A 15,456-nucleotide genomic window follows, 5' to 3' on the forward strand; every position below is an offset into this window, starting at 1 on the left:
GGTTCGGTGCGCAGGGGCGGCCAGGGGACGATCCGCCGGCGCTTTGTGACGAGCGGCGGCTCCGGAGGGACGAAATTCGGCCGTCCCGATCCGGATTCACGAGAATCCCGCCATGCCGAAGAACCTGTTCGAACGCTACCAGCCCTATCGGCGGCGGGCCGAGATCGCCTTCTGGGTGATCGTGATGGTGCTGCAGGCGGTCTTCAACACCGCCGTCGCCGTGGTCGACGCGGGCAAGTTGGCACGCGAGGTGCCCCTGTGGCAGCCGGTGGCCTGGGAGCTTTCCAGTCATCTTGTGCTGCTCGCGCTGGTGCCGGCGGTGTTCGCCTTCGAGCGCCGCTTCCCGCTCAACCTGGCCACGCTCGGCCGCAACTGGGCCTGGCACTTGGCCGGCAGCGTGGTCTTCAGCCTGGTGCATGTGGCCGGCATGGTGGCGCTGCGCCATGCGGTCTATGCGCTGGCCGGCAGCCAGTACGACTTCGGCCCCTGGGCCGAGAAGTGGTTCTATGAGTACCTCAAGGACGTGCGCACCTACGCGCTCTTCCTCGTGACCTTGCTGGGCTACCGGCTTTTCATGCTGCGGCTGCAGGGCGAGGCGCGCGTGCTCGATGCGCCGGAGGGTGCGGCCGAGCCCGCGCCGCCCGCGCCGGAGGCGGCGCCGCAGCGGCCCGAGCGCTTTTTGGTGCGCAAGCTCAGGCGCGAGTTCCTGATCGCGGCCAGCGACATCGACTGGCTGCAGGCCCAGGGCAACTACGTCGGCCTGCGCGTCAACGGGCATGACTACCTGCTGCGCGCCACGCTGACCGACTTCCTGGCCCAGCTCGATCCGGCCCGCTATGCGCGCGTGCACCGCAGCTACGCGGCCAACCTGGACCGGGTGGCCGAGATCGAGCCGCTCGACGGCGGCGACGCCCGGCTGCACATGCGCGACGGCACGCAGATCCCCTGCAGCCGGCGCTACCGCGACGCGCTGCGGGCCTGAGCTTCGGGCCCGCGGCGACAATCGCAGGCCTTCCCGCAGCAAGAGAAAGAACATTCCCGATGGCCATCCAGTGGTTCCCCGGTCACATGCACTTGACCCAGAAGGCCATCGCCGAACGGATCAAGGACATCGACGTCGTCATCGAGCTGCTCGATGCGCGCCTGCCGGGCTCCAGCGCCAACCCGATGCTGGCCGAACTCACCGGCCACAAGCCGGGCCTCAAGGTGCTCAACAAGCAGGACCTGGCCGATCCCGAACGCACCGCGCTCTGGCTGGCCCACTACAACGCGCAGCCGGCCACGCGCGCGATCGGCCTCGATGCCAGCCAGACCGCGCCGGCGCGGCAACTGATCGACGCCTGCCACGAACTCGCGCCGAACCGCGGCGGCATGGCCAAGCCGATGCGCGTGCTGATCTGCGGCATTCCCAACGTCGGCAAATCCACGCTGATCAACACGCTGACCGGCAGCCGCAAGGCCAAGACCGGCGACGAGGCCGGCATCACCAAGCTCGAGCAGCGCATCGTGCTGGCCGACGACTTCTATCTTTGGGACACGCCCGGCATGCTGTGGCCGCGCATCATCGTGGCCAAGAGCGGCTACAACCTGGCCGCCAGCGGCGCCATCGGCCGCAATGCCTTCGACGAGGAAGAGGTGGCGCTGGAACTGCTCGACTACCTGAAGCGCGACTACGCGGGCCTGGTCGAGGCGCGCTTCAAGCTCGAATCGATCGAGGGCTTCCGCGACGAGCAGGTGCTCGAAGCCATCGGCCGCAAGCGCGGCGCGCTGCTCGGCCGGGGCCGCGTGAACCTGCAGAAGGCGGCCGAGGTCGTGATGCACGAATTCCGCAGCGGCAACATGGGCCGCATCACGCTGGAGACGCCGCAGGAGTTTGCCGGGTGGCTCGCGGCGGGGCAGTTGCTGGATGCGGAGCGCCGGGCGAAGAAGGAAGCGCGCTCGCGCAAGAAGCGCCCTCCCGAGCAGGAAGACAGCCCGCCCGAGAGGCCCTAGTCGAATTCGATCTGCGCTTCCTGTGCGATGTAGCGCACGTAGTAGAAATCGCGGATTGCGCTCACCCGATCGTCCTGCCAGCTCAATTCGATGAAGTAGTTCGGCCGCGCCGCGCCCGGCGGGGAGAAAACCGCCAGCACCTCGCGGCCATCGAGCCAGCCCGGCACCAGGTGCCAGTCGGGGAGCTTGGCGTAGTTGCCGAAGTAGGGCGCCACGTCGCGCCGGCCTGCCGCCTTGCGCCGCGACACCAGGTCGAGCCGCACTTCGTCGGCGAGCATGGCGCGCACGCCGTCCCAGTCATGGGCGTTGAACAGGCTTGCATAGCGCACCAGCGCCGGCTGGAAGGCGCGCGCCGGCGTTGGCGGCGGCGCGACTTCGGACAGCTCGCGCAGCAGCACGCGCCCGCGGTGCAACGCGGCCTTGACGGCCGGAACGCTCAGTTCGAGCTCGCTCGCGACCTCCTCCAACGAATGGTCCAGCACGTCCTTGAGGATCACGCAGCCGCGCTGCGCCGGCGCGAGCTGAAGAAAGAGAGAGAGGGCGGCATGCACGGCCTGATGCCGCGCCAGCGCCTGGTCGGGCTCGCGCGCCTCGTCGTCCGCGATCTCGGATGCTGCGTCGAGGGGCTCGGTCTTCAGGTACGCATCGTGCCGCCAGCGGTCGACCGCCCGGTTGTGGGCGATGCGAAAAAGCCAGGGGCGCAGCGGTGGCAGCTCCTTCAGTTCCGACAGCTGGTAGTAGGCGCGTGCCAGCGTGTCCTGGACCACGTCTTCGCCGTCGGCGACCGAGCCGGTCATGCGCGTGCAGTAGCGATGCAGCTCGGGCCGCACCTCGTCGACGAGCGCCAGGAACTGCCGGCGCGCCTCTTCCAGCGTGCCGAGGATCGCGTCGCGCGTGTCACTTGCCGAAGAAGCCATAGGACCCGATCTCCTCCAGTTCCGTCGTGACCGGCGGCGTCTCGCAGCGCTCGCGGATCTCCGCCGTGAAGGCCTTGAAGGCGGGAAGCGCCGTCAAGGCATTGGCACCGTCCGCGGCCTCATGCGAAACGAGGTGGACGAAGCTCACGCCATCCGCCAGCTTGAAGGTGGCGTAGTGCAGGCCAGGCGGTCGGGCCTGATGGAGCGCTTCGTACACCGCGCGGACGTAGCTTTCATTCTCGGCCACCCGGTCGGCCTTCACCTTGTATTGCACCATGCGTTTCATGATCGGAGTCCTTTCTCCGGCAGGGGCCGGAACAGCTTGTTTTCTGTCGGGAGCCGCCAGGCCGCGAAGGCGGCCAGCAGCGAAAGCGCGGCAGCAACGCCCATCGCCTGCGTGAAGCCCAGGCTGAAGGCCGGCGGCGAGGCCAGGTTGCCGGCGCGCGCAAACACCTCGACCAGGAGCGCGATGCCGAACATTCCGCCCAGGTAGCGAAACATGTTGAAGGTGCCGGAGGCCTTGCCGATCTCCACGGGCGCCACCGCGCTCAGCACTGCGTTCTGGGCCGCGGGCATGGCCATCGAGACGCCGGCACCGCCGACGATCAGCGGCAGGACGAGCTGGGCATAGGGAAGATCGGGCGCCGCGATCAGCGCGATCCAGGCGCTGCCGATGGCCTGCAGCAGCACGCCGCAGACGACCAGCGGCCGCTCGCCGAAGCGGTTGACCAGGCTGCCCGCCAGGGGCGCGACCACGAACAGCGTGGCCGTCCATGGCAAGAGCCGCAGCCCCGCGCCGAGCGGGCCCGCGCCCTGCGACTGCAGAAACTGCGGCAGGAAGAACACCGTGCCGTACATCGGCGCGTAGAAAAGAAAGCTGGCCGCAATGGCGGATGAGAAGCCGCGCGAGCGGAACAGCGAGAGCGGCAGCATCGGCGCAACTGCGCGCCGCTCCCAGGCCAGGAAGCCGATCGCCAGCAGCAGGCCGGCCGCCAGCGCCCCGGCCACTTCGACGCTGGCCCAGGCGGCCTCGTGCCCGCGCGTCAGTCCCCACACCGCGCCCAGGATCGCGCCGGTGGCGAGCAGCACGCCCGGAAGGTCGAGCGCGGCGGCCGGCCCGCGGCTCTCCGGGATGCGGCGCAGCATGAGCGGAGCGACGACCAGCCCGATCGGAACGTTGATCCAGAAGATCCATCGCCAGTCAAGGCCTTCGGCCACCGCGCCGCCCGCGGCCGGCCCGACGATCAGGGCCAGCCCGGTGACGCCGCTGAAGATGCCGAGCGCCCGGGCCCGCGTCTCCTTGGGAACGGCCGCGCTCAAGAGCGCCATCGCCAGCGGCATCGCCAGTGCCGCGCCGACCCCTTGCAGGGCGCGCGCGGCGATCAGCCAGGCGACGCTGCCCGCCATCGCACAGCCGACCGAGGCGAGGACGAAGATCGCGAGGCCCGCGACCAGCATGCGCCGGCGCCCGAAGCGATCGCCGAGCGCCGCGCCGCTCATGAGCAGCACGGCGAAGCTCAGGTTGTAGGCATTGACGGTCCATTCCAGCGCTTCGATCGGTGCGCCGAAATCCTTGCCGATCGCGTTCAGGGCGGTCGTGACCACCAGCGCGTCGAGCGCGATCATGAAAGAGGTCAGCGAGGCCAGCGCGAGAACCCAGCGCGGGGAGGGGGCCACGTGAAATGTCGGGTCGTAGGTCATACGACGAGGACGAACGGGGCGCGGGAAAGGATGCGGTGCGAGGAATCCAATGAAGCGCAAAGCCGTTCTTTACGCTTCAAATTTGAAGCGAAAATGGATAAGATGCGCTTCATGTGGATCTGGCAGGCCGCCGATTGGCCTCATTTCAAGTTCGACGCGCAGGCGCTGCAGCCGGCGCTGGCCGCGGCTCGCGTTGCGCAAGGACGGATGCTCGGCGTAGCGAGCGGCCTTCAACTGGTCGATCTGGGCGAACTGCAGCTCACCGAATGGGCGCAGGAAGCCGTCGCCACCGCGCAGATCGAGGGCGAAATGCTGCAGATCAATTCGGTGCGCGCGTCGGCCGCGCGCCGTCTGGGCTTGACGCAGAGCAGTCGCGCGCGGCTGACCCAGCGCGAACCCCGTGCCGAAGCCACGCTGGATGCGATCGAGGCCGCGGTCGCGCAATGGCAGCAGCCACTGACCGAGGCCAGCCTTTTCGATTGGCATGCTGCGCTGTTCCCCAACGGCCGTAGCGGCATCACGCGCATCGTGACGGGTGCTTACCGCACGCACCCCGAGCCCATGCAGATCGTCACGCCGAGGCTGGGCAAGCCGGACACGGTGCACTACGAGGCGCCGGCCTCGCGCGATGTGCCGTCGCAGATGCGCCTGCTGGTGGACTGGTTCAACAATGCGGAGCTTCGCGCCGGCATGGACGGCATCGTGCGTGCCGCGCTGGCGCATCTCTGGTTCGAAACCATCCATCCCTTCGAGGACGGCAACGGCCGCATCGGCCGGGCGCTGAGCGATCTGGCGTTGGCGCAGGACACGCGCAGCAGCCAGCGCCTGTTCAGCCTCTCCCAGCAGATCTGGCTCGACCGCCAGGGCTACTACGCGCATCTTCACAGTGCGTCCTGCCAAACGCAGATGGACGTCACATCCTGGGTACTGTGGTTCGTGGGGCGCGTCGAACAGGCATGTCTTGCCACGCTGAGCCAGATGCAGATCGCAGCCGACAAGAGCGCGTTCCGGCTCGGCATCCAGGCGGCTCACCCTGAACTTACGCCCAGCCAGCGCAAGGTGCTGAACAAGCTCTTCGACACCCAGCCCGCAGGCTTTGCGGGCGGCATGAGCACGGAGAAGTACGTCGCGATCACCGGCGTATCGCGTGCCACCGCCTACCGCGAACTCACGCGGCTTGCCGAATGGGGGCTGCTTGCGCGAACAGGGCAGGGGCGAGGCACGCGCTACGCACTGGTGCCCGGCGACGCCTAGTCTCACGTCCACAGGCCTCGGAACATGCGCACAGGGCGGTCGCCAGCGGGAAAATCCCGGGCGCGGCGCCATGCCGCCAAGTCAAGATGCAAACTCATCCTTCACTCCAGCCGGAGCCTACCCATGCACTACGTCCTCGCGCGCATCACCGTCAAACCTGAGGTCGTCGAACTCGCCAAGGGCATCCTCGTCGACCTGGCGACCAAGTCGCGACAGGAACCGGGTTGCATGGGCTATGAGCTCTACCAGCAGGCCGAGGCGCCGCACGTGTTCCAGACTGTCGAGCAGTGGCAGGCCAAGGCGCATGCCGATGCGCACATGGCGACCGTGCACGTGGGCGCGGCGATCGCGGCCGCGGGGCCGCTGTTTGCGGCGGCGCCGGAGATCGTGGCCTACAGCAGGTTGGTCTAGGGTCTGAAGGTCCTGGCGAGCAGGGCCTCGAAGGTTGCCTCGGCATTGGCCAGCGCGGCCTGCTGCTGGAGCGAGATCGAGTGCAGGGCCGTCGCATGTTCGGCAAATGCCTGCTGATGCGCGAGCGGCGCAACCATGATCGGCAGCGTACGGAGCCTTTCCTTCGAGATGTTGAGCATCGACGCGGCCGTTCCGCTGGCCATCAATCGAAGCCGTCTTCGGATGGCCGGCGCCGTCAGCAGCGCCCACAGGTAGAGCGGATGCACGCCCGATTCGGGCCGCAGGCAGAGGCGGAAGATCAGGTCGGGCAGGAGGATGCGGCCCTGGGTGTCCCAGACATAGGCCGGCGTGCCCACGAGCTCCAGCGTGTTCTTGCGGCTGAGCAGGAGATCGCCGCGCCGGACCTCGCAGCGCGCATCGGGCACTTCCTTGTCGGGCAGGGTCTTGTGGTCCGACTCGTTGTAGGCGGCATGCTTCAGCGCGCTCAGGCGCAGCACGCCCCATTCGTCGGGCGCCTTCGGCCGGTCGTGGCAGCGCGGGCTCTTGCCGCTGTCGATGCGCTCGAGCACATCGCCCAGCGTCGCCACCGGCCAACTCTTGGGATTGGCGGCGGCGTCGCCGAACATGTCGGCGTGGATGGCGAGGATCAGCTGCTCGGTCTTCTTGCGCGCTTCGCGCCGAAGCCGGACGATGCTTTCCGCGCAGGACAGCACGTCGACCATGCGGCGCTGCTCGGCCAGCGCGGGCACCGGAATGGCAGCGCCCGCCATGAAGGCCGCGGGCACGCGCTGCTGGCCGGCGGTGCCGGTGAAGCTTCTGCGCGCCTCGTGCCGAAAGCGCTGCTGGCGCACGAAGTAGTAGAGCCACTCGGGCAGAACGGATTCTTTCGCGCGCAGCACGTGGAACTCGGTGGAACCGAAGCCGCGTCCACCGGCCAGGCCGCGCGCGATGGCGGCCTTGCCGTTCTCCATGCACGGCGTGATCTTGGCGAACAGCACATCGTCCTCGGCGAAGGGGGTATAGCCCTTCTTCACTTCGGCGAAGCGGCGCATCAGGCGCTGCTCGATGGTGCCGGAAGTCTCGTTCACCGCGGCCATCGGGACGAAGCCGACTTCACTGTCTTCCTGCAGGCCGTGCGACTTCGGCAACCTCGGGTTGATGTCGCAGACCTCGCCGAGCAGCGCGATGCGAGCCGCCGGCATCATGGAATGCGCTCCGCCAGCGCGGCGCGCAGCGCCTCGATCTCTTCCACGATCTCGGCCTCGATCGCCGCCAGTTCGCCGAGCAGCTCGCGCGGATCCTGGTGCTCGACCTGCGCCCGGCTCATCGGCCGGTAGCGGCTGGCCGACAGGTTGAAGTCGTTGGCGCGCAGCGCGGCCGCATCGGCGAACCACCATTTCTCGGTCCACTCGGCGTCCGCATCGCGCGCCTGCCAGCGCGCCCAGGCTGCATCGCGACGCGCGTAGGCCTGCGATAGCGCGGGCAGGTCGTCGGCTTCGATGGGCGTGTCGTGGTTGGCGTCGAGCCGGTAGCCGTCGTCGTCGGCATGCAGGAACTGCACGCGCCCGGTGCGCCCGCCGCGGCGGAAGAACAGCACCGAGGTCTTGACGCCCGAGTAGGGCTGGAACACGCCGCTGGGCAGGCTCAGCACGGCCTCGACACGATGCTGCTCGATCAGCTGGCGGCGCAGCTCGCGGTGTGCGAGCGTGGAGCCGAAGAGCACGCCCTCCGGCACCACCACCGCGGCCCGGCCGTCGGGGCGCAGGCTGTCGAGCATGTACTTGAGGAACAGCAGCTCGGTGGCGCTGGTGCTGCCGATCTTCACCTCGTCGACGATGCGGTCCTTGTCGACCCGGCCCGAGAAGGGCGGGTTCGCCAGCACCACGTGGAAGCCTTCGGCCGGCAGGCCCAGTGCGGCCTTGTAGCCGGCGTCGAGCGAGGTGGTCAGCACGTTGCGCTGCAGGATGTGCACATGGGCCAGGCCGCGCAGCGTGAGGTTCATGGTCGACAGCCGCACCATCTTCGGGTCGACGTCGTTGCCGAAGAAGGTGGCGGTCTGCAGCGTGGAAAGCTGGTCGGCCGAGAGCTTGTCGCCCAGGCCGCGCAGGTGCGTCTTGCCGTCGAGCTCGGCCTCCGCGATGCCGCCGGGCGAGGAGTTCGCGAGCCGGATCTGGTTGTAGGCCACCACCAGAAAGCCCGCGGTGCCGGCGGCGGGGTCGTAGACCGTCTCGCCGACCTGCGGATCGACCATCTCGACGATGGTTCGGATGATGTGGCGCGGCGTACGGAACTGGCCCAGCTCACCGGCCTGCTTCATCTGGCGCAGCACGTGCTCGAACAGATCGCCCTTGGTGTCGGCATCGGCCTGGTCGAGCCGCAGGCCGTCCACCAGGCGGATGACCTGCGTCAGCACCGTGGGATCGTCGATGCCCAGGCGCGCGCCGCGCATGAAATCGTAGGCCGAGGCTTCGCCGATCTCGGCGAAGAAGGGAAACACCTCGTCGCGCACGAAGCGCACCAGCGCCTCGCCCGACAGCTCGCGCGACCAGAGCGACCAGCGAAAGCGGTTGCGCGGAACGGTCGGCTCGCCGGTGTGCAGCACGGTGGCGGGCAGGTTGCCTTCGCGCGCGGCCGGCACGAAGGCATTCAAGGGATTTCGGAGCTCCCACTCGCCATCAAACAGGCTGATGGGGCGCGTCTTCAGCATGCGGGCGCGTGCCTTGGCCTCGGCGTCGATGCCCTCGACGAGATAGAAGAAGAACAGGAAGGACAGCTGCTCGGCGTTGTTGACCGGGTCCGGGTAGCCACCGCCAAAAAGGTAATCGCGAATCTGGTCGATGGACCGTCGCATGTCGGCAGTCAGGGGCATGAGGGCAAGGCGCTCGAAGAATTTGTGTTTGTGGGTCACGAGTCTACGAGGCAATTGGGAGGGGGTTGACGGCCTCCACCGTGGCGGCGCGGCTGTAGCAAACTCAGGGACCTCTCAAGAACACCCCGCCATGCCTCCCATCCCGCCCCAGCTCGAAGTCACCCAGCCCGATCTTTCCGCCTACCGCCAAGGCAACACCGGCGTCGACTATGTCCACCGCTTCGAATCCGGCAAGCCCGGGCCGCATGTGCTGATCAACGCGCTGACCCACGGCAACGAGATCTGCGGCATGGCGGCCGCCACCCATCTGCTCGACAGCGGCGTGCGCCCGAAGACCGGCACGCTCACGGTGAGCTTCGCCCACGTGGAGGCCTACAACGCCTTCGACCCGGACCAGCCCTTCGAAAACCGCCAGCTCGTCCACAACCTGAACCGCATCTGGTCCGACGAGTGGCTGGACGGCCCCGAGGACAGCCCCGAGCTGCGCCGCGCCCGCGAACTGCGGCCCGTCGTGGCCGCGGCCGACCACATCCTCGACATCCACTCGACCAGCCAGCCCGTGGCGCCCTTCTGGGTCTACCCGGCCTTCGCGCGCAACACCGCGGTGGCGCTGGCGATCGGACGCCCCGCGATCCACCTGCTCATGCCCAAGGGCCTGGGCTCGGGCACGCCGCTGATCCAGCATGGCCGCCACGGCGAGGAGGAGAGCCCGGCCGGCGCAGCCATGGTGGTCGAGTGCGGCCAGCACTTCCTGCAGGCCACGGCCGACTTGGCCACCGCAGTGAGCCTGGATTTTCTGGCCCATTTCGGCCTGATCGAGCGCGACCCGGCCACGCCGGCGCCCGGACCGCAGCAGCGCTTTGAGCTGCTGGAAACGCGGATGGTCAAGACCGAGGAGTTCCGCTTCGTGCGCCCGCTGCTCGGCTTCGAGGTGTTCGCCAAGGGCGAGCTGATCGCGACCGATGGGGCGGAGGAGATTCGGGCGCTCTGCGAGGACTGCACCGTGCTCATGCCGGCGCGGGTGCCGATCGTGGGGCGGGAGGCGGTGTACCTGACGCGGCCGCTCTAGACCCCGGCGACCGGCTACTTGCCCCAGCTGTCCTTCATGCCGGCCGCGCGATTGAACACGAGCCCGTTGCCCTGGTGCGTGTCCAGCACGAAGTAGCCGTGCCGTTCGAACTGGAAGGCAGCGCCGCCGGCGGGCTTGGCCAGCGCGGGCTCGACATAAGCGCTGGCCGTGATCAGGCTCGTGGCGTTGAGGTCTTCCTCCAGTTCGCCGCCGCCCGGCTGGGGCGCAGCGAAAAGGCGTTCGTAGAGCCGCACCTCGGCCGGCACCGCATCGGCCGCCGCCACCCAGGTGATGTTTCCCTTCACCTTGATCGCATCCGCGCCGGGCGTTCCGCTCTTGGTGTCCGGCACCAGCCTGGCCTGCACTTCGACGAGCTTGCCGTCCGCGTCCCGCGTGCCGCCGGTGCATTCGATGACGTGGCCGTACTTGAGCCGCACCTTGTTGCCCGGGAACAGGCGGAAAAAGCCCTTGGGCTGCACGTCCTCGTAGTCGGTGCGCTCGATCCAGACCTCGCGGCCCAGCTTGAAGCTGCGCTTGCCCATCTCGGGGTGGTGCGGATGCACGGGGGCCGTGCATTCGTCCAAAAAGCCGGCGCCCATCAGCTCGTCCCAGTTGGTGATGACCAGCTTGACCGGGTCGAGCACGGCCATGGCGCGCGGGGCGATCGGGTCGAGGGTGTCGCGCAGCGCGGCTTCGAGGCTGGCGTAGTCTATCCAGCCGCCGGACTTGGTGACGCCCGAGCGTTCGCAGAAAAGCTTGAGTGCCTCGGGCGTGTAGCCGCGGCGGCGCAGGCCGGCCAGGGTCGGCATGCGGGGGTCGTCCCAGCCGTCGACATGGCCTTCTTCCACCAATTGGCGCAGCTTGCGCTTGCTGGTGATCACGTGGGTCACGTTGAGGCGCGCGAACTCGTACTGGCGCGGGTGCGGCGTGGCGATCAGGCCGCCTTCGGCCAGGCGGTCGAGCAGCCAGTCGTAGAAGGGGCGCTGATCTTCGAATTCCAGCGTGCAGATGCTGTGCGTGATCTGCTCCAGCGCGTCCTCGATCGGGTGCGCGAAGGTGTACATCGGGTAGATGCACCAGGTGTCGCCGGTGTTGTGGTGCGTCGCGCGGCGGATGCGGTAGAGCGCCGGGTCGCGCATGTTGATGTTGGGGCTTCCCATGTCGATCTTGGCGCGCAGCACGGCGGCGCCGTCGGCGAGCTGGCCGTCGCGCATGCCGCGGAAGCGCTCGAGGTTCTGCTCGGGCGTGCGGCTGCGGAAGGGGCTGTCGGTGCCCGGGGTGTTGAAGTCGCCGCGGGTGGCGCGGATTTCCTCGGCGCTCTGCTCGTCGACGTAGGCCAGGCCGGCGCCGATCAGGTACTCGGCCGCGCGGTACATGAAGTCGAAGTAGTTGCTCGCGAAGTAGACGTGCTCGTTGGGCGCGCCGAGCCGGGCCGGATCGTCGGCCAGCACAGTGTCGTATCCGAGCCACTTCACGGCGTCGCGGATGGCGTCGACGTACTCCTGCTCTTCCTTCTCGGGGTTGGTGTCGTCGAAGCGCAGATGGCACACGCCGCCGTATTCCCTGGCCAGCTCGAAGTTGAGCCAGATGCTCTTGGCGTGGCCGATGTGCAGATAGCCGTTGGGCTCGGGCGGGAAGCGCAGGCGCACCCGGGCCGGGTCCTGCATGCCCTGGGCATGGTGCGCCGCATCGCCGGGAGAACCGCCCCATTGGCGGCCGGCATAGTGGCCCTGTTCGAGGTCGTTTTCGATGACGTGACGCAGGAAATTGCTCGGTTTGGCGGTATCGTGGTCGGCAGGGGAAGTCATCCGTTCATTCTAGGTGGGCCCCTCGCGGTGTTACCTTTTGCAACTTTCTTCACCCAGCAATGTGAACCGAGTTCACAGTTGGCGCGTTCAATACAGGCATGGGCGATTTGCGCCCTCCCAACAAGGAGTCCCACAAAATGAGCCTCACTCGTTCCACTTTCTTCAAATGGGCTGCCGCCGGTGCGGTCGCAGCGGGCGCATTGTTCATGGCGGCCTCGGCCAATGCTCGCGGCGACGTGAGCTGGTCGGTCGGCATCAGCGCACCCGGTGTGGCAGTCGGCGTGGCGGCTCCGCCGGTGTACTACGCGCCGCCGCCGGTCTACTACCGTCCGGCTCCCGTGTACTACGCGCCGCCGCCGCCGGTCTACTACCGTCCGGCCCCCGTGTACTACGGCCCGCCGGCCCCGGTTTACTACCGTCAGCCGTATGGCTACTACCGTCATCACTACTATCGCGGCCACGGCCACGGCCATGGCCATGGTCACGGCCACTGGCGCTGAGCGCAGACAGATACGATTGCCTGCTGTCACATGAAAAAACCGGCCTCAGGGCCGGTTTTTTCATGGGTGCCTTCTTTTCACATGGCGCGAAACAGGTGGGCATAGAGGCGGCTGACCGGGATTTTTTCCCGGCGGCCACGCAGGGCCAGATGCAGTTTGCCGGCCTCGTCGCGGTGCACCGATTCGATGGCTTCGCTGCGCACCACCATGGCGCGGTGCACCTGCCAGAAGGCGCCGGCGTCGAGCTGCGGCAGCAACTGCTTGAGCGGCGTGCGGATCAGGTATTCGTGGCTGGCGGTCAGCACGCGCACGTACTTGTCGGCCGCCTCGAAGTACTGCACCTCGTCGATCGGGACCATGCGCACCGTGTTCCCGGAGGTGCCAGCCTCGCTGGCGGCGATCAGCTTGAGGGGCATCGCGCCCGCCGGAACCGCGGCCGCGCCGCCGGCCGTCGCCAGCAGCTTGCGCCATTGCGAGAGGGTGCTGGCCAGCGCGTCGTCGGCCGGTACCGCGGGGGAATTGCGAAGTTCCAGCGCGTCCTTCAGGCGCGCGACGGTGCGCTGCAGGCGTTCGGTCTGCACCGGCTTCAGCACGTAGTCGATGGCCTGGGCGTCGAAGGCGCGGGCCGCGTACTCGTCGTAGGCGGTCACGAACACCAGCTGCGGCATCGGTGCCTCGTCGGCGGGCCAGGCATCGGCCAGTTCGGCGGCGGCGGCCAGGCCGTCCTGGCCCGGCATGCGGATGTCGAAGAACAGCACCTGCGGCAGCAGGCGCAGCGCCTCACGTACCGCGCTCTGGCCGTCGCCCACGGTGGCGAGCACCTGCAGTTCGGGCCAGGCGGCGGCGAGTTCGGCACGCAGGGCCTGGGCCAGCAGCGGTTCGTCTTCGGCGATGAGGGCGGTGGGTTTCATGCAGGCAAGGGAAGGGTGATGGTGGCGCGGCTGCCGCCGGCTGGACCCGCGCTCAGGTCCAGCGAGCTTTGCGGGCCGTACACGGTGGCGAGCCGCTCGCGCACCTGCGCGAGGCCGAAGCCGCCATCTTCGGAGGGCGGCCGGGTGTTGTCGATGCCCACGCCGGTATCACACACGTCGATGAGGAGATTCCGGCCTTCGCGCCGCGCGCCGACCGCGATCTCGCCGCCTCCCACTTTGGGCTCGAGGCCGTGCCGGATGGCGTTCTCGACCAGCGGCTGCAGCAAGAGCGGCGGCACCGGCACCTCGCGCAGGTCCTCGGGCAGATCGAGCCTGTAGGCGAGCCGTGCGCCCATGCGCACCGACATCAGTTCGAGGTAGTCGCGCAGGCGCTGGAACTCGGCCGCCAGCGGATGCGCGAGCGCGCGCGAGCCGCTGAGCGTCACGCGCAGGTAGCTGTTGAGGCTGTCGAGCATGGCCACGGCGCGCGGCGGATCGGTGGTGATCAGCACGCGCAGGTTGGCCAAGGTGTTGAAGAGCATGTGCGGCTCGAGCTGCGTTTCGATCAGCTTGAGCCGCGCATCGGTGGCGTCGCGTTCGGCGAGGGCGATCTGCCCCTGGAGGTACTTGGCCTTGCCGCGGCTGTAGTAGTAGTAGCAGATCGCGATGGTCGCGACCAGCGTGATCATCAGCGTCGAGACCAGCCTGTCCGGCGAGAAGGTCCGGAACTCCAGCATCGGCTTGCCGGTCCAGGCATCGCCGATCGCGTTGCCGCCCAGAAAGCCGATCACGACGCCCGTGAGGACCAGCAGGATGCCCGGCAGGCCGAGCGGCCAAGGCTTGTCGCTGCGCCCGGCCAGCAGCAGGCGGCCGATGTCGATCACCAGCCAGCTGATCATCCCGATCGAGAACGAATAGATGAGCTGCGACACCCATCCGCCGCGGCCCGAAATGGCCAGCACCACCGCGATGACGCAGGAGAACACCGCGGTGGTTACGCCGTGCCGCAGCAGGTCCTTGAGATTCCCCGGTGTGAAGCTGCGCGTCAGCGCGTCGATCACCGGCGGTCTCCGCCGCGCAGCGCCTTGCGTTCGCGTTCGAGCAAACGGTCGTAGAGATTGCCGCCCGGGGCGACGAAGAACACCACCGCGCCGTGGATCAGGAGGCCCAGGCCCCAGCCGAGCAGCGGGTACATGGCCCAGTCCTGCCCGCGCGAGGTGGCCAGGAGCACGAGGAACAGGTTGACCAGCAGGTAGACGGTGGCATGGATGTACCAGCCCATCTTGGCGCCAGCACGGCGGCGGGCGAGCCGTTCCTGCGGATCATGGTTGGAGGAGTCGTCGTTCATGGTGTCGCCTCTTTGAAAGACAAGAAGATTCTGGCCGATCCTAGGCGCCTGCCGCCGGCAGTTCGGCCTGCGCGCGGTCGTTGCGAAGCGCCAGGGTCCACATCCGCAGCGCACGGGCTGCGAAGATGCCGCTCCCGCCGCCATAGAGCGCGCTGATGCCGAGCGCGAAAGCCGCCTGCTGCTTGAGTTCGGGATGCATCGCGAGCAGCACGCCGACCGCGTACTTGGTGAAGAAGATGCCCATCATGAGCGCCAGCGGCACCGCGCTGCCGGCGACCTGGAACCGGCGCGCCGCGGCGTCGTAGCGCGTGCCGGCGGGCAGCGGCCTCTGCAGCACGGTCCAGAGCATCAGCGCCGCCGCCCCGGCCCAGGCCATGAGCGCCATCGGCGAATCGCCGAAGCCGGAAAGAACGCCGTAGACCGACAAAGCGGTCATGGCGATCGGCATGAGGGCGATGCGGGTCAGGCTCACGCCACCGGCGAACAATTGCTTGGCGCCGAGCCACACGAGCATGGCGAAAAGCGCGAACACCCAGCGGGGGGTATGGGCCAGGATCTGGGCGAGCATCAGCATGTCGTTTCTCCGGGAAGTGGGGTCGGAAGTCGTCGATGGAGCGGACTGTGCCGGCCGGCCGCGGCGCCCGCCACGCCCTTGCGACGAAGCGCATCCGGACGG

General features: G+C 68.3%; 16 protein-coding genes. 6 read left to right on the top strand and 10 right to left on the bottom strand.

Features of this window, described 5'->3' with window-relative positions; genetic code table 11:
• Window positions 1-112 precede the first annotated feature (112 nt).
• Window positions 113-982 carry a LytTR family DNA-binding domain-containing protein gene (locus ACSQ9A_RS09485; RefSeq protein WP_436303473.1) on the top strand — a complete coding sequence of 290 codons (870 nt, stop codon included), beginning with the start codon at window positions 113-115 and terminating at the stop codon, window positions 980-982.
• Between the two features lie 59 nt (window positions 983-1,041).
• On the top strand, window positions 1,042-1,992 hold the full coding sequence (ylqF, locus tag ACSQ9A_RS09490; RefSeq protein ID WP_093102317.1) for a ribosome biogenesis GTPase YlqF: 951 nt from the start codon (window positions 1,042-1,044) through the stop codon (window positions 1,990-1,992).
• On the opposite strand, the gene ACSQ9A_RS09495 is transcribed toward ylqF, so the two are convergent.
• Genes ACSQ9A_RS09495 through ACSQ9A_RS09505 form a run of 3 tightly spaced genes read right to left on the bottom strand, consistent with a single transcriptional unit; the run spans window position 1,989 to window position 4,610 of the window.
• Window positions 1,989-2,909: an RNA polymerase sigma factor gene (locus tag ACSQ9A_RS09495; protein ID WP_436303474.1), complete on the bottom strand. Its 921-nt coding sequence runs from the start codon at window positions 2,907-2,909 to the stop codon at window positions 1,989-1,991. The genes ylqF and ACSQ9A_RS09495 overlap by 4 nt on opposite strands.
• On the bottom strand, window positions 2,890-3,195 hold the full coding sequence (locus tag ACSQ9A_RS09500) for a hypothetical protein (RefSeq protein WP_139191611.1): 306 nt from the start codon (window positions 3,193-3,195) through the stop codon (window positions 2,890-2,892). The genes ACSQ9A_RS09495 and ACSQ9A_RS09500 overlap by 20 nt, the downstream gene beginning before the upstream one ends.
• Complete coding sequence (locus ACSQ9A_RS09505; RefSeq protein ID WP_436303475.1) at window positions 3,192-4,610, bottom strand: MFS transporter; 1,419 nt, start codon at window positions 4,608-4,610, stop codon at window positions 3,192-3,194. Before ACSQ9A_RS09505 ends, ACSQ9A_RS09500 begins: the two co-directional genes overlap by 4 nt.
• A 93-nt stretch (window positions 4,611-4,703) precedes the next feature.
• Between ACSQ9A_RS09505 and ACSQ9A_RS09510 the strand changes: the two genes are divergently transcribed.
• The gene (locus ACSQ9A_RS09510) at window positions 4,704-5,864 is read left to right on the top strand and encodes a DUF4172 domain-containing protein (protein WP_436303476.1); all 1,161 of its coding nucleotides are present in this window, start codon (window positions 4,704-4,706) and stop codon (window positions 5,862-5,864) included.
• A gap of 123 nt (window positions 5,865-5,987) precedes the next feature.
• Entirely contained in the window at window positions 5,988-6,275 is a 288-nt protein-coding gene (locus ACSQ9A_RS09515; protein WP_093102325.1) for a putative quinol monooxygenase, read from the top strand.
• On the opposite strand, the gene ACSQ9A_RS09520 is transcribed toward ACSQ9A_RS09515, so the two are convergent.
• Window positions 6,272-7,480 (bottom strand): restriction endonuclease subunit S, encoded by a 1,209-nt coding sequence (locus ACSQ9A_RS09520; protein ID WP_436303477.1) that lies wholly within the window; start codon window positions 7,478-7,480, stop codon window positions 6,272-6,274. The two genes, ACSQ9A_RS09515 and ACSQ9A_RS09520, sit on opposite strands and share 4 nt — an antisense overlap.
• Window positions 7,477-9,144: an HsdM family class I SAM-dependent methyltransferase gene (locus ACSQ9A_RS09525; protein ID WP_436303479.1), complete on the bottom strand. Its 1,668-nt coding sequence runs from the start codon at window positions 9,142-9,144 to the stop codon at window positions 7,477-7,479. Before ACSQ9A_RS09525 ends, ACSQ9A_RS09520 begins: the two co-directional genes overlap by 4 nt.
• A 130-nt stretch (window positions 9,145-9,274) precedes the next feature.
• On the opposite strand from ACSQ9A_RS09525, the gene ACSQ9A_RS09530 reads away from it, so the two are divergent.
• Window positions 9,275-10,213 (top strand): succinylglutamate desuccinylase/aspartoacylase domain-containing protein, encoded by a 939-nt coding sequence (locus ACSQ9A_RS09530; protein WP_093102329.1) that lies wholly within the window; start codon window positions 9,275-9,277, stop codon window positions 10,211-10,213.
• A gap of 14 nt (window positions 10,214-10,227) precedes the next feature.
• On the opposite strand, the gene ACSQ9A_RS09535 is transcribed toward ACSQ9A_RS09530, so the two are convergent.
• On the bottom strand, window positions 10,228-12,021 hold the full coding sequence (locus ACSQ9A_RS09535; protein ID WP_436303480.1) for a glutamine--tRNA ligase/YqeY domain fusion protein: 1,794 nt from the start codon (window positions 12,019-12,021) through the stop codon (window positions 10,228-10,230).
• A gap of 137 nt (window positions 12,022-12,158) precedes the next feature.
• On the opposite strand from ACSQ9A_RS09535, the gene ACSQ9A_RS09540 reads away from it, so the two are divergent.
• Window positions 12,159-12,521: a hypothetical protein gene (locus ACSQ9A_RS09540; protein WP_436303481.1), complete on the top strand. Its 363-nt coding sequence runs from the start codon at window positions 12,159-12,161 to the stop codon at window positions 12,519-12,521.
• 77 nt (window positions 12,522-12,598) lie between these two features.
• Here ACSQ9A_RS09540 and ACSQ9A_RS09545 read toward each other — a convergent pair whose 3' ends face one another.
• From ACSQ9A_RS09545 to ACSQ9A_RS09560, 4 genes are read right to left on the bottom strand one after another with little or no spacing between them, the layout of a single operon-like run.
• Window positions 12,599-13,432 carry a LytR/AlgR family response regulator transcription factor gene (locus ACSQ9A_RS09545; RefSeq protein ID WP_093102334.1) on the bottom strand — a complete coding sequence of 278 codons (834 nt, stop codon included), beginning with the start codon at window positions 13,430-13,432 and terminating at the stop codon, window positions 12,599-12,601.
• On the bottom strand, window positions 13,429-14,490 hold the full coding sequence (locus ACSQ9A_RS09550) for a sensor histidine kinase (RefSeq protein WP_436306277.1): 1,062 nt from the start codon (window positions 14,488-14,490) through the stop codon (window positions 13,429-13,431). The genes ACSQ9A_RS09545 and ACSQ9A_RS09550 overlap by 4 nt, the downstream gene beginning before the upstream one ends.
• The gene (locus ACSQ9A_RS09555) at window positions 14,490-14,780 is read right to left on the bottom strand and encodes a 2TM domain-containing protein (RefSeq protein WP_093102335.1); all 291 of its coding nucleotides are present in this window, start codon (window positions 14,778-14,780) and stop codon (window positions 14,490-14,492) included. Before ACSQ9A_RS09555 ends, ACSQ9A_RS09550 begins: the two co-directional genes overlap by 1 nt.
• A 40-nt stretch (window positions 14,781-14,820) precedes the next feature.
• Window positions 14,821-15,348, bottom strand: coding sequence for a DUF6622 family protein (locus ACSQ9A_RS09560; protein ID WP_093102678.1), 528 nt, complete (start codon window positions 15,346-15,348; stop codon window positions 14,821-14,823).
• Between the last annotated feature and the right edge of the window lie 108 nt (window positions 15,349-15,456).

Origin of the sequence: Variovorax sp. LjRoot290, assembly GCF_964253985.1 — a bacterium.
GTDB lineage: Bacteria > Pseudomonadota > Gammaproteobacteria > Burkholderiales > Burkholderiaceae_C > Variovorax.